The organism is Flavobacterium sp. KKT103 (genome assembly GCF_055640565.1).
Map to the genome: position 1 here is coordinate 1,385,045 of NZ_CM145766.1, position 14,283 is coordinate 1,399,327.

The window sequence follows — 14,283 nt, forward strand, 5'->3', positions numbered from 1 at the left end:
TTTGGCAATCGAGAAAGCTGCTTTACAGTTTGGAATAAATTTTATAAAAGCAGATCGTAATTTTTATAAAAAGCAATTGAAAAATATAATTCTGACTATCATTTTTACACTAACAATATCTAATTCATTTTCTCAAAAATATGAATTGGGGAAGGTCTCTATGGCTGAACTTAAGGAATTGGTAAATGCAAACGACACAACAGCAGTGGCATCTATTCTTTACAATAAAGCAAGGACTTTTTTCACCTATAATGCAATCAATGGTTATTCTATAAATACAGAATTTGAGATGCGTGTTAAGATTTATAAAAAAGAAGGTCTAAGATGGGCTAATCATCAGGTAAGTTATTATGTAGGTTACGAAACATTTAATGATGATATAGTCGAGTTTTCAAATGCAGTAACTTACAATTTAGAGGATAACCAAATAGTAAAGACAAAATTAAAAAGTGAAGGTGTCTTTACAAATAAGGTTAACAAGTACTGGAGTGAAAAGGGGATAACAATGCCGAATGTAAAAGTAGGCTCAGTTATTGAGTTTAAATATGTTATAAAATCTGAAGATATAGTAAAGTTGCCAAGATTTAATTTCCAATATGATGTTCCTGTGAATTATTCCGAATATAAAACTGAGATACCAGGTTTTTTTGTTTATAAAGCAATTTTAGGAGGTCTGATAAAAATAGAAAATGAATCAAAAATTGAAGATGGCTTACTTAGATTTGCTAATGAAAATGATGGTACTAAAACCAACAGTTTTAACTTTAAACAAGTAAATAGTAAGTTCACTGGCTATTTAATACCAGCGCTAAAACCAGAACCATTCGTGGATAATTTAGAAAATTATCGTTCGTATATAAATCATGAATTAGAAAAAACCCAGTTTTATGATCAGCCAGTGAAAGACTATTCATCAACATGGGAAGGGGTTGTTAAATCAATTTTCGACAACAAAGAGTTTGCGAATGAATTTACGAAACAAGGTTATTTATTACAAGATATTAAAAGAGTATTGAACAATGATGGCAATAGTGAACTGTCGCAAAGTGAAAAGATGGAGGTGGTTTTTAAATTTGTGCAACAAAAATTGAAATGGGATGGGAGATTAGGTTATTATCCCAATAAGGGTGTTGAAAAGGCTTATTCTGAAAACACCGGAAACTGTGCTGAAATAAATATTGTTTTGATCAACATGTTGAAACTTGCAGGAATAAAAGTTAATCCTGTCCTTTTGAGTACACGCTCCAATGGCATTGCTAAATTTCCAAATAGAACTGCGTTTAATTATTTAATAGCTGCTGCAGAAATTGATGGGAAGCAAGTTTTATTAGATGCAACAGATAAGTATACCAATTCTAATGTATTGCCTATTAGGGTCTTGAATCAAAATGGAAGGCTAATTAGGGAGGACGGAACTTCTGAAGAAGTTAATTTGTCACCCAAGTTGTCTACGGTGAAAAATCATTCGATTTCTGTTCAAATAAGTGCTTCTGGAAATGTATCAGGGCAGTTATCCTTGCAACGAAATGATTATGACGCTTATAATTTTAGAGAAAAATATGGTGTTTTAAACGAAGAAAGTTATGTCGAAAAGCTCGAAAATAATTTGAATAATGTTGATATTTCTAATTATAAAGTCGAAAATAAACTTACAAATTTAGAAAAACCAGTTGTAGAACGATTTGATTTTTCAACAAATAACTTTTGTGAGGTAATAGGGGAGAAGATGTACGTCAAACCAATGCTTTTTTTCGCACAGTCTAAAAACCCTTTTACGCAAGACAGTAGAGAGATGATAATTTGCTTAGATTATCCCAAACAGGAACGATATAATATCAATTTTGTGATACCTGAAGGTTATCAAGTAGAGTCAATTCCAAAACCAATGATAATTGCAACAGAAGGTAAAGAGGCTATTTTTAGTATGAATGTTTTGGTCCAAGATAATAGTATTCAGTTTGCGATAAAGAACGAATTAAATGGTGATTATTTTCCTGCTTCATTTTATGAAACTCTGAAAGATTTCACTCAAAAAATAGTAGACAAACAAAACGAGAAAATTGTTTTGAGAAAAATATAAGAACAACCCCAACTTTGTATCTTTGAAGAAAATATAAAGATAATGAACTTAAAAAATTCCCAACTAGAAGTAGATAATTGGATCAAAGAACATGGTGTTCGCTATTTTAATGAGTTAACTAATATGGCTCAATTGACAGAGGAGGTAGGCGAGGTAGCTCGTATTATCGCTCGTCGTTATGGTGAACAATCTGAAAAAGAAAGTGATAAGAACAAAGATCTAGGAGAGGAACTAGCCGATGTTGTTTTCGTGGTTTTATGTCTTGCTAATCAAACAGGAATTGATCTTCAAGCTGCTTTTGATAAAAAGATGGATTTAAAGTCTGTTAGAGATAAGGATCGTCACAAAAACAACGAGAAACTGAAATAATTTGCAACCTATTAATTATGTTATATAATCAGGTATAGCTAAATTGCGGCTTGTAATTGTTAGTTGATATTGGCTAACCGTACACTTACAATCACGGGTTCCAACTGATAAAGATAAATATGAATTTACTCCTACAAACTTCTCATAAAGACTTACAAGCGCAAATAGCGGTCACAGGCTCAAAAAGTGAAACCAATAGATTGCTACTGTTGCAGGCCTTGTTTCCTGCAATTACTTTGGAAAACACCTCTAATTCTGATGATAGTGAAGTAATGCAAATGCCATTGAGTGGTAACGAGGAATTGATAGATATTCATCATGCTGGAACTGCCATGCGTTTTCTAACTGCTTACTTTGCGGTTCAGGAAGATCGTAATGTTACTTTAACAGGATCGAGCAGAATGCAAGAGCGTCCCGTTAAAATTTTAATCGAAGCGCTGGAACAATTAGGAGCTCAAATTAGTTACTTAAAAGAGGTTGGTTACCCACCAATTAAAATTAAAGGTCAAAAAATAACAAATTCAAAGGTTACTATGGCTGCTAATGTAAGCAGTCAATACATTTCAGCATTATTATTAGTGGCTGCAAAGCTGGAAAATGGAATCGAGTTAACATTAGAAGGAGAAATCACCTCTGTTCCTTACATTAAAATGACGTTAGCGTTACTAACGGATTTAGGAATAGAAACCAGTTTTATTGGAAATAAAATTACTGTTACTCCAAAGCAAGAGGTGCTGCCCAAAGTTATGACAGTAGAGTCTGATTGGAGTTCGGCTAGCTACTTTTTTAGTTTAGTAGCTTTGTCTGATACAGCAGCTATTAAATTAACAAGCTATAAAGAAAACAGCTTGCAAGGAGATTCTGCTTTAGTGTCATTGTACAAAGAAATGGGAGTGGATTCCTTTTTTGAAGATACTACTTTAGTGTTGTCCAAACAAAAGGGTTTTCAGCCTACAGATATCAATTTTGATTTAAATAACACACCAGATATAGCACAAACCATCGTTGTTACTTGCTTAGGTCTTGGAATAGGTTGCCATTTAACAGGTTTGCATACCTTGAAAATTAAAGAAACAGACCGATTAGAGGCTTTAAAAACGGAACTTACCAAATTAGGAGCAACTATTACCGTTACAAATGATTCACTTACACTAGAAGCAGGCACTACAATCAATTCTAATATTAAAATAGCTACTTATAATGATCATAGGATGGCGATGGCTTTTGCGCCATTAGCCTTAAGAGTGCCTATTATTATCGCTGATGCAAATGTAGTCTCTAAATCGTACCCTGATTTTTGGGACGATATGGAAAAACTTGGCTTCAAAGTATCCGAAATTATTTCCTAATTGTTAATGTTTATAGGCACGTAGCAGTATTGCTATCTCCTACATTGATAATATATTTAAATTAAATAGCAAAACACTTGACATCGCCTATCTCACAGTCGTATATTTGCACTCGCTGAGTTTAGGTAACGTGCTCGTTATCTGAAACTTTAAACTTAAACAAAAAATACAGATGAAATTATCACATTTTCAATTTGATCTACCCAAAGAACTTTTAGCCGAATACCCATCTGAGAATAGAGATGAGGCACGTCTAATGGTGATTGATCGCAAAAAACAAACAATTGAACATAAGTTATTCAAAGACGTTATAGACTATTTTGATGATGGTGATGTTTTAATCCTAAATAATACTAAAGTTTTTCCTGCTCGTTTGTACGGGAACAAAGAAAAAACTGGAGCTAGAATTGAAGTTTTCTTATTAAGAGAATTGAATGCTGAGCAACGCCTTTGGGATGTATTAGTAGATCCAGCACGTAAAATTCGTATTGGAAATAAATTGTACTTTGGTGATGATGATTCATTAGTAGCTGAGGTTATTGACAATACAACTTCTCGTGGTAGAACATTGCGTTTCCTTTACGATGGTTCTTATGAAGAATTCAGAAAAAAATTAACGGAACTTGGAGAAACTCCAATTCCTAAATACATAAGCAGAGACGTAACTCCAGAAGATGCAGACCGTTACCAAACGATTTATGCTAAAGAAGAAGGAGCTGTTGCAGCACCTACAGCAGGATTACACTTCTCAAGACATTTATTAAAAAGATTAGAGATCAAAGGAATTAAATTTGCTGAGGTTACACTTCACGTAGGTTTAGGTACCTTTAATCCAGTTGAGGTAGAAGATTTGTCAAAGCACAAAATGGACTCTGAGGAGCTTAAAATTACTCAAGAAGCTTGTGATATCGTCAATGCTGCCAAAGCAAAGAAAAAACGTATCTGTACCGTTGGAACGACTTCTATGCGTGCGGTAGAGAGTTCAGTTTCATCTCAAAATACCTTAAACCCTTTTGACGGATGGACTAATAAATTTGTTTTTCCTCCACACGATTTCACGATTCCTACTTGTATGATCACTAATTTTCATACACCTAAATCGACTTTGTTAATGATGGTTTCTGCTTTTTGCGGACATGATTTAATGAAAAAAGCGTACGAAGAAGCAATCAAAGAATCTTATAAATTCTATTCTTACGGTGATGCCATGTTGATCATCTAATAAAAATAAGGTTAATTCTCTAAAAACCTCGTCAGTAATGGCGAGGTTTTTTTGTAGTTGCCATTTTTGAATTTGGGCGTTTTCGCTGCGGCGAATCTGCTATACGCTACAATCTTTTTTAGTTTTCCGCTACTTACTATAAATCGATTTTCACTTCACACGAGCGATAGCGAATTAGCAAAGCAATCACTCACGTGAAACACCTAGCCTGATCTAGTTTACTTGATAAACCAGTTTTACAGTGATGGTGGCTGTTTTATTTTTGGAGTTAGTGTTAAATGATCCACCGTATGAAAAATCTTCTGAAGAGTTTTGTGCAATGATCTGGAAAACTCCCATATCCGATTTTTTTAAGTTGCCTAAACTAGCATCAGCGTTTTCAGCGATACTTTTTGCTCTAGAACTCGCGTCTTTAGTAGCCTCAGCAATCATCTTTATTTTTAATTCAGCTAACTTGGTATAGTAGTATTCCGGGGCATTGGAATAGAATTCGACACCTGAATTAATCAGTTCACTCGATTGGCGTGATATTTCTTCGATTTCATTTACTTGTTTGGATTGTATATTCACATTCTGACTCAGTGTAAATCCTGAAAAAACGGTCTGTCTCACAGTGCCATTTTCATTATAGGTAGTTTCAAAATCTTTATTGAAGTTAACTGCTGAGAATACGATGTCTTTATCGCTAATCCCTTTTCCGTTTAAATAGGTTTTAATTTTTGCTCTGTCCGTATCGAGTAGTGCATAGGCTTCTTTCAGGGTTGCGCTTTTACGGCTGAATGAACCGCTCCAAACAATCAAGTCCGAGACAAAATCTATTTTACCTAAACCCGTAACACTTATTGTGTCAGTGTTTTTATTGCGATTTTGGAACGCATTAGAAAATAGATAGGCGGATACTATCAAGGCAAAAGAAAAAAGAATAGCATTGAGATTGTTTTTAAGCATGGGTAAATTATTTATGTTGAGAAGTGTTAGTATAAAAGTAAGACTTTTAGCAATGGTATTCCGTATAGTACAACGATAATTACATTATTTTAGTATACCTGAGATTTGAAAGCCGTTTTTTATAAAAAGCTTTACGACCACTAAATTGCTTTATAAATTTCCCACGTTCTGTTTTATAGGTTTGCCTTTCTTGACCTAACGATCAACTTCGACTTTTATTTCTGTTAAAGCAGCCGGTATTGATTTGGCATGCCGTTTATAATTGTTATTTTTACAAAACAAAAATCAAATTATGCAATTCGAAAATACGAGATCTTTTGCGCAAGAACTTGATGCACAAGACAACTTACATAAATACCGATCTGAATTTCACTTCCCTAAAGTAAATGACAAACAAGTAATCTATTTCACGGGTAATTCACTTGGTTTGCAACCTAAACGTACTAAATGCTATGTGGATGAAGTCATGAACGATTGGGCCAATCTTGCTGTCGAAGGACATTTCTATGCCGATAAACCTTGGTGGGATTACCACGAACGTTTTGCAAAACCATTGAGTAAAATCGTAGGAGCACTACCTTCTGAAGTTACAGTTATGAACACCTTGACTGTTAACTTACATTTACTAATGGTTTCTTTTTATCGTCCTACTAAAACGAGATACAAAATTATTTGTGAAGAAAAAGCGTTTCCATCGGATCAATATATGTTTCAAAGTCAGGTAGATTTTCATGGTTATGCTTCTGATGATGCCATAGTTGAAATAAAACGACGAGAAGGAGAGCATAACATTCGCCTCGAAGATGTTTTGGCTAAAATTGAAGAGGTAGGTGATGAACTCGCTTTGGTATTAATAGGCGGAGTGAATTATTACACAGGCCAAGTTTTTGATATGAAAACGATTACTGCCGCAGGTCACAAAGCGGGTGCTATCGTAGGATGGGATTTGGCACATGCCGCTGGAAATATAAAATTAGAACTACACGATTGGAACGTTGATTTTGCTTCTTGGTGCAGTTACAAATACATGAATTCAGGTCCTGGAAATGCTTCGGGTTGCTTTATTCACGAAAAACACCACAATGCTTCTTTACCACGATTTGCAGGTTGGTGGGGACACAACAAAGAGCGTCGCTTTAAAATGGAGCCGCAATTTGATGCCGTGAAAGGAGCCGAAGGTTGGCAAATAAGTAACTTGCCCATATTATCTTTAGCGCCTTATTTAGCATCTGTGGATATGTTCGACGAGGTAGGAATGGATGCCATCATCGAAAAAAGAAATAAAATCACAGCCTATCTTGAATTTGTACTCCAAGAAATTGATAAGGAAGTCGATAGTACCTTTGAAATTATAACTCCAGCTGATCCAGCCGAAAGAGGGTGTCAACTTTCTGTTTTTTTACATGGCGAAGGACGTAGCTTGTTCGACTACCTGATGAAAAATGGTGTAATCACGGATTGGAGAGAACCCAATGTGATTCGGTTAGCGCCTGTGCCATTATACTGTTCTTTTGAAGATATGTATGATTTTGGACAAATATTGAAAGAAGGAATTCATTCTATACATTAAATAAGAAACCCATTGTCATTTATTTATAATAAGACAATGGGTTTTTTGTTTTTATTTGTAGCCAAGTAAGCGATTAAGTATTTTATTGGAGTTTTACTTGTAAAATGATTTCGTTGGAGTGTCTTTTCTAGCATATTCAAAACGATCTACTAATTGAGGTAGGCAATACCCATCGAGACCGTTTAAGGCAATCACCTTCCCTTTGTCTAGTTGCAGCCAGCCATCTTTGTGTTTAAGATCTTCGTCAAAATATACTTTTTCAATTGCAGCGATAATATGAATGGTATTGTTTTCTTCGATATAATATTCATTTAGGTATTTGCAATGCAATTGTACGGGACTTCCTTTAACAAAGGGAGTAGGGATACCTTCTTTAAACTCAGCTTCAAGGTTAGTTTTGTCAAACTCTGAAACCGAGTCATCGTAGTTCGCTGAGCTATGGTGTGCATCAGCAATCATACTTACTGTAATATGATTAACCGTGAAGTAACCTGTTTCCTTTATGTTTTTATAGGTGTCACGAGGGACAGTGGTAGGGCGAACAATGAATCCAAGCATGGCGGGACTACTTCCTAAATGCGTAATGCTACTAAAAACAGCCACATTAGTGATGCCTTCTTTGGATACAGTAGCCAGCAAGTTAGCTGATTTGTATCCTGTGCAGGAATTGATTAAATTGAGTCGCGCTACTTTTTCTAACTTTTCTAAGTCTTCGGTTGCAAATGCAATCATATTTTGATAATTTTGTTTAACAAAAATACAAAAATAATAAACAATATTATTTAATCCTAAGTCAGTTTTAAAAATTATATTTGTTCTATAAATTTCCAATTCAATGAAAATAGTAAAAAAGATCGTTTTAGTCTTGGTTGTTCTTTTGGTTGCCGGCGCATTAGCAGGTGCATCTTATGTATTTTATCTTAAGCCAAAATACGAGGGAGAACTAACATTGCAGCACATTCAAAAGGAGACTACAGTATATTTTGATGACTTTGGCGTGCCACATATTTACGCCGCTTCTAATAAAGACGCTATTACTGCTCTTGGGTATGTACACGCACAAGATCGTTTATGGCAAATGGAATTAATGCGTCGCATTGCACCGGGTCGACTTTCTGAGCTCTTTGGAAATGTAGCACTCAAAAACGATAAATTTTTTAGTGGCTTGGGGATTGAAGCTGCTTCTGCAAAAGCGATCGCTGCTTTAGATAAAAATAGTGAAAGCTACCAGCTAACGATGGCCTACCTCGACGGAATCAATGATTTTTTAGAAAACGGACCTACTCCAATTGAATTTCAATTGATAGGAGTGCCAAAACAGAAATTTACTATCGAAGACGTTTACAATATATATGGTTATATGTCTTTTAGTTTTGCAATGGCACAAAAATCAGATCCTTTAATGACGGATATCCGTGACAAGTATGGAATGGATTATTTAAAGGATTTAGGTCTTGATGGATCTTTTGCTAGTTTACAAATAAAAAATGCCAAAGGGCAGCAGCAAGAATATGCTGCTATTTCAAAAGCGGTGGCTGCACTGCTCGATAATTCCCCTATTCCGCCTTTTATAGGTAGTAATAGTTGGGTAATCGCTCCTCAAAAAACCAAGAGCGGTAAGGTTATTTTTGCTAACGATCCCCATATTGGATTTTCACAACCGGGAACATGGTATGAAGCGCATATCGTCACACCTGAAATGGAGTTATACGGCTGTTATTTAGCAGGTACACCTTATCCGCTTTTAGGTCACAATCGGGAATACGCCTATGGTTTAACCATGTTCGAAAACGATGATATCGATTTGTACCAAGAAGAGAATAATCCGGCCAACGCCAAACAGTATAAAACACCAACAGGTTTTGATGATTACGCTGTGGCTGAAAGAACAATTAAAGTGAAGGATTCTAGTGATGTGGTTTTGAATGTAAAAACGACTCGTCACGGACCCCTTATGAATGATTTAATTGATGGCTTGGATGCTAAAAAACCAGTGGCGATGTCATGGATTTATACGCAGCAGCCGTTGCATATCTTAGAAGCGGTTTATAAATTGTCACATGCTAAAAGCAAGGCTGATTTTCAAAATGGGGTTTCGTTAATTTCGGCTCCAGGACTTAATGTTATGTATGGTGATGCAAAAGGAAATGTAGCATGGTGGGCAACTGGAAAATTATACAAACACAAAGAAGGGGTTAATCCTAACTTTATTCTAAATGGTGCCTCGGGCAATGATGATATTACGGAGTTTTTGGATTTCTCCAAAAATCCTTCAGCCGAAAATCCAGACTGGGGTTATGTTTATTCAGCAAATAATCAGCCTGAAGCGGTAGATGGGTTTCTATATCCTGGTTATTACTTACCAGAAGATAGAGCCAAGAGAATTACAACTTTACTGGATGCGAAACCGAACTGGGATAAAGAAGCAGTCAGCAAAATGATGGTGGATAATACCTCAATGGTATCTCCTCAAGTTGTTAAGCAGTTCGTTGCGATTGTAGATCAAAATAAACTTTCAGACAAGGAACGTAGCACGATTGCGATACTAAAAAAATGGCAAGGGACAAATAACCTAAAAGATGTTGCTCCAACTATTTACAATAAATGGGTGTATTTTTATTTAAAGAATACTTTTGAAGATGAGCTAGGAGCGGAAGGTTTCAAGCGTTTTTTAGATACGCATATCATGAAACAAGTCATAGCAAATCAAATAAGCAAGGAAGAGTCAGTATGGTGGGATAATACCAATACTAAAAATAAAAAGGAGACGCGAGCTGAAATCATTACAAAGTCATTTAAGGAAACTATAGTATCTTTAGAAAAGCAGTTAGGTTCTTCGGTTGAAGGTTGGACGTGGGACAAAGTACACCTTGTTGAATTTGAGCACCCTATTGGTAAGATCGCCGCTTTTCGTCAATTGTTTAACGTTGGTCCTTTTGCGACAGCGGGAGCAAATGAAGTGATTGATAATCAGTTTTATACTTATGGAGATACGCCTAATTATACCGTAAAAGGAGGTCCATCAACAAGACGAATAGTCGATTTTTCAGATATTGAAAATAGTTGGAGCATATTGCCAACTGGGCAATCTGGTAACCCGTTTAGTGTTCATTACAAGGATCAAGCGGAATTATACAATGCTGGAAAGTTCAGAAAGATGAAAATGAACAAGGAAGAAATTATAAAATCAGGAACAAAATTAATCTTTAAACCGGCGAAAAACTAGGGTGTAAAAGACACCTTGAAATATTAAATGTTTATTTTAGCCTAACTTTTATACATTACAATGCAAACTTCAAAACAAATAGCAGTTGTTGGTTCCGGTTTAGTAGGATCCCTTTTGGCTATTTACCTACGCAAAGCAGGGCATACCGTTCATATTTATGACAGAAGCCCGGATATTAGACAAATACAATTTTCAGGACGCTCTATTAATTTAGCGATGTCTAACCGTGGATGGAAAGCATTAGACGGAGTAGGGATAGGAGATGCTGTTCGTGAGATTGCAATCCCAATGGATAAAAGAGCAATTCACCTTGTTGATAAGCTCAATTTTCAAAACTACGGTCAGGAAGGAGAGAGTATCTATTCGATTTCTAGAGGTATTTTAAATCGAAAAATGATTGATTTAGCAGAAGCAGCAGGTGCTGAATTTTTCTTTGAGCAAAAAATTTGGGATGTTACTCTAGCAGATGCAACCTTACATATTGGCGAAACAGAACGAGGAGCGTGGGAAGATAAAAAGTATGACATGGTCTTTGGTGCTGATGGTGCTTTCTCTAGAATTCGTCATAGAATGCAACGCCAAAGCATGTTCAATTATTCGCAAGAATTTTTAAATATTGGATACAAAGAATTAAATATACCAGCAAATGCAGATGGTTCTCATAAATTAGATAAAAACTCCTTCCATATTTGGCCTAGAGGCGAGTACATGTTAATTGCATTACCCAATTTAGACGGAAGTTTTACCTGTACTTTGTTTATGCCGTTTGAAGGAGAGAACTCTTTTGATTTGCTTAAAGAAAGGAAAGACGTTGTGTCTTTTTTCGAAACGAATTTTCCAGATTCTATCGATGTTATTCCGGAATTAGCCGAAGACTTCTTTAAAAATCCAACGAGTACATTGGTAACAATGAAATGTTTTCCCTGGACTTATGGCGACAAAGTAGCTCTGATAGGGGATGCTTGTCATGCAATTGTTCCCTTTTATGGTCAAGGAATGAACGCAGGCTTTGAAGATATTTCGATTTTGTATGAAATGATGGAGAAATACGGAGAAGATTGGGAAATGGTTTTTTCTGAATATGAAAAATCGCGTAAGCCGAATGCTGATGCTATTGCTGAGTTGTCTTATCGTAATTTCCTTGAAATGAGTTCAAAAACGGCAGATGATAAATTTCTTTTGCAGAAAAAAATAGAAAAAGTATTCTCAGATAGGCATCCTGATAAGTGGATTCCGTTATACAGTCGTGTAACCTTTAGCGATAGGCCGTATAGCGAAGCATTAGCCATAGGTGATTTGCAGAATGAAATCATGCAAAAAGTGCTCTTGACCAAGGATATCGAAAAAATTTGGGATAGTAAAGAGGTGGAAGATAAAATCTTAGAACTGCTAGGATAATAGCAATTACCTAAAATTTAAAAGCCAACTTATTCAATAGATTAAGTTGGCTTTTTTATGAAATTATTGTTCTCGATGTACCTTAGTAAAATCAAATGCAGGGGTACAAATCGCGATGTATTCACACTCTTGATCAAAAGGATTAGAGTATTGTACACGCGTATTTTTTTCAATCTTAATCGATTGTCCTGCTTCAAGAATCACTATTTCATCTTCAATAATAAATTGTTTCTTACCTCTAATGATATAGGTGTATTCCTCAAATTCAGGCGTTTGGTAAGGTTCACTCCAATGAGGCGGGGCAACCATATGAGCAATAGAAATCGCAGCATTAGAGGTAGCTGCTAAGCCGTGATGCTCTTCAATTAATTTACCATCAGTGGTGGGAACTACAAATGGGCTTTTTTGAATAATGTATTTCTTCATGTTATTTGCTTTTTAGCATTTTAGACAAGATGCCTAAAGCGCCCCTAATAAAAGTAGCGCTCGTGAGCACTTTTAAAACCGATTTACCCACTACTTCACCTGTGCTTGGTCCTTGTTTAGTGGTCGTTTTAGTTGTTTTTACCGCTTCTTTTTCTTTTTCAAGGGCTACTTCTTTTTTCGTTGCTTCCGCTTCTGCCAAAGCAATTTTTTTATTCAATAGTTCATAGGCACTCTCGCGATCGATGAGTTCACTGTATTTTTTAACTAATTTAGAGTTGATATTGATTTCTTGAATTTCGCTTTCGCTTAATATATCCATTCGGCTCATTGGAGCACGTAACATAGTTGCAACTAATGGTGTTGGTATTCCTTTTTCATTTAATGCAGTGACTAAAGCTTCTCCAATTCCTAGGCTTGTCAAAACTTCACTAGTTTCGTAGTACTCTGATGTAGGGTAGTTATCAGCAGTTTGCTTAATGGATTGTCTGTCTTTTGCGGTAAACGCTCTCAAAGCATGTTGTATTTTTAAACCTAATTGAGCAAGGACACCGCTAGGAACGTCCATTGGGTTTTGAGTGATAAAATAAATTCCAATTCCTTTAGATCGAATCAGTTTTACAATTGTTTCAATTTGTTCCAATAAGGCTTTACTGGCTTCCTTGAAAATCAAATGCGCTTCGTCAATAAAAATCACAAGTTCCGGCTGCTCCGCATCTCCTTTTTCAGGCATTTGCTGATAAATTTCAGCAAGTAAACTCAACATGAAAGTCGAAAATAACTTGGGCTTATCTTGAATATCTGTTAAACGCAGAATATTGACATATCCTTTTCCGTTTTCGTCGATACGCATCAAATCATCAATATCAAATGACATTTCGCCAAAGAATAATTCCGCTCCTTGTTGTTCTAATTCAATTATTTTTCTCAAAATTATTCCGGTCGTCGAAGTAGATATTCGTCCATATTCTGAAGTGATTTCATCTTTTCCTTCCTCAGTAATATAATTGATTACTTTTTTAAAGTCTTTTAAGTCAAGAAGAGGCATCTTGTTATCATCACAGTATTTAAAAATGATAGAAACTACTCCTGCTTGGGTATCATTTAAGTCTAGTATTCGCGAGAACAATACAGGTCCGAATTCTGAAACCGTAGCACGAAGTCTTACGCCACCTTGCTCGGAAAGCGTTAATAATTCTACTGGAAACTTAGCAACGCTATATGGCAGGTTAATTTTAGCATGGCGTTCAGTTATAAATGATTTTTCGATTCCTTCTTTGGCAATCCCACTAAAATCACCTTTGATATCCATCATTAAAGTAGGAACTCCAGCGGCAGACAATTGCTCGCACAATACTTGTATAGTTTTAGTTTTTCCGGTTCCGGTTGCTCCTGCAATTAAACCGTGACGATTTAAAGTTTTTAATGGTATTTTTACTAAAGTATCTGCTATTGCTTCTCCATTATAAATGGCACCGCCAAGTATGATGCTGTCTCCTTTTGAGGTGTAGCCTTCATTAATGAGTTTTGTAAAGGTTTCTTGACTATTCATGGTTTTTGCTGTATTGAATTCTTATGCAATATATTATTATTTTCCGAAACAGTGGATATTAGTCCTAAAGTGTAATAAAATTTGTGTTTTATTGCTAATTGTGAAAAAAAGCTAACTTCTTTTGTAGGGTGATTTTTTGAAAAAAA

Annotated in this window: 11 protein-coding genes; 7 read left to right on the forward strand and 4 right to left on the reverse strand. The window is 35.6% G+C overall.

From position 1 onward, the window contains the following. The first annotated feature begins 1 nt into the window (after window position 1). The 4 genes from ACZ2G0_RS05840 to queA all read left to right on the forward strand — a co-directional run bounded on the left by ACZ2G0_RS05840 (window position 2) and on the right by queA (window position 5,020). Entirely contained in the window at window positions 2-2,080 is a 2,079-nt protein-coding gene (locus tag ACZ2G0_RS05840) for a DUF3857 domain-containing protein (RefSeq protein ID WP_470309426.1), read from the forward strand. Between the two features lie 42 nt (window positions 2,081-2,122). After that, window positions 2,123-2,449, forward strand: coding sequence for a nucleotide pyrophosphohydrolase (locus ACZ2G0_RS05845; protein ID WP_196851471.1), 327 nt, complete (start codon window positions 2,123-2,125; stop codon window positions 2,447-2,449). A 119-nt stretch (window positions 2,450-2,568) separates the two neighbouring features. After that, on the forward strand, window positions 2,569-3,798 hold the full coding sequence (aroA, locus tag ACZ2G0_RS05850; protein WP_470309428.1) for a 3-phosphoshikimate 1-carboxyvinyltransferase: 1,230 nt from the start codon (window positions 2,569-2,571) through the stop codon (window positions 3,796-3,798). 172 nt (window positions 3,799-3,970) lie between these two features. After that, window positions 3,971-5,020, forward strand: a complete 1,050-nt coding sequence (gene queA / locus ACZ2G0_RS05855; RefSeq protein WP_470309429.1) for a tRNA preQ1(34) S-adenosylmethionine ribosyltransferase-isomerase QueA — start codon at window positions 3,971-3,973, stop codon at window positions 5,018-5,020. A gap of 213 nt (window positions 5,021-5,233) precedes the next feature. Here queA and ACZ2G0_RS05860 read toward each other — a convergent pair whose 3' ends face one another. Beyond that, window positions 5,234-5,968 (reverse strand): SIMPL domain-containing protein, encoded by a 735-nt coding sequence (locus ACZ2G0_RS05860; protein ID WP_470309430.1) that lies wholly within the window; start codon window positions 5,966-5,968, stop codon window positions 5,234-5,236. A gap of 292 nt (window positions 5,969-6,260) precedes the next feature. Between ACZ2G0_RS05860 and kynU the strand changes: the two genes are divergently transcribed. After that, on the forward strand, window positions 6,261-7,538 hold the full coding sequence (kynU, locus tag ACZ2G0_RS05865) for a kynureninase (RefSeq protein ID WP_470309431.1): 1,278 nt from the start codon (window positions 6,261-6,263) through the stop codon (window positions 7,536-7,538). Between the two features lie 93 nt (window positions 7,539-7,631). Here the strand turns inward: kynU and ACZ2G0_RS05870 are convergent, their stop codons facing one another. Further along, the gene (locus ACZ2G0_RS05870; protein WP_470309432.1) at window positions 7,632-8,270 is read right to left on the reverse strand and encodes a flavin reductase family protein; all 639 of its coding nucleotides are present in this window, start codon (window positions 8,268-8,270) and stop codon (window positions 7,632-7,634) included. A 103-nt stretch (window positions 8,271-8,373) separates the two neighbouring features. Between ACZ2G0_RS05870 and ACZ2G0_RS05875 the strand changes: the two genes are divergently transcribed. Next, complete coding sequence (locus ACZ2G0_RS05875; protein WP_470309433.1) at window positions 8,374-10,764, forward strand: penicillin acylase family protein; 2,391 nt, start codon at window positions 8,374-8,376, stop codon at window positions 10,762-10,764. A 60-nt stretch (window positions 10,765-10,824) separates the two neighbouring features. After that, complete coding sequence (locus tag ACZ2G0_RS05880; RefSeq protein ID WP_470309434.1) at window positions 10,825-12,162, forward strand: FAD-dependent oxidoreductase; 1,338 nt, start codon at window positions 10,825-10,827, stop codon at window positions 12,160-12,162. A 63-nt stretch (window positions 12,163-12,225) separates the two neighbouring features. Here ACZ2G0_RS05880 and ACZ2G0_RS05885 read toward each other — a convergent pair whose 3' ends face one another. Then, window positions 12,226-12,588, reverse strand: a complete 363-nt coding sequence (locus ACZ2G0_RS05885) for a cupin domain-containing protein (RefSeq protein ID WP_470309435.1) — start codon at window positions 12,586-12,588, stop codon at window positions 12,226-12,228. A gap of 1 nt (window position 12,589) precedes the next feature. Then, window positions 12,590-14,137, reverse strand: a complete 1,548-nt coding sequence (locus tag ACZ2G0_RS05890; protein ID WP_470309436.1) for a helicase HerA-like domain-containing protein — start codon at window positions 14,135-14,137, stop codon at window positions 12,590-12,592. Between the last annotated feature and the right edge of the window lie 146 nt (window positions 14,138-14,283).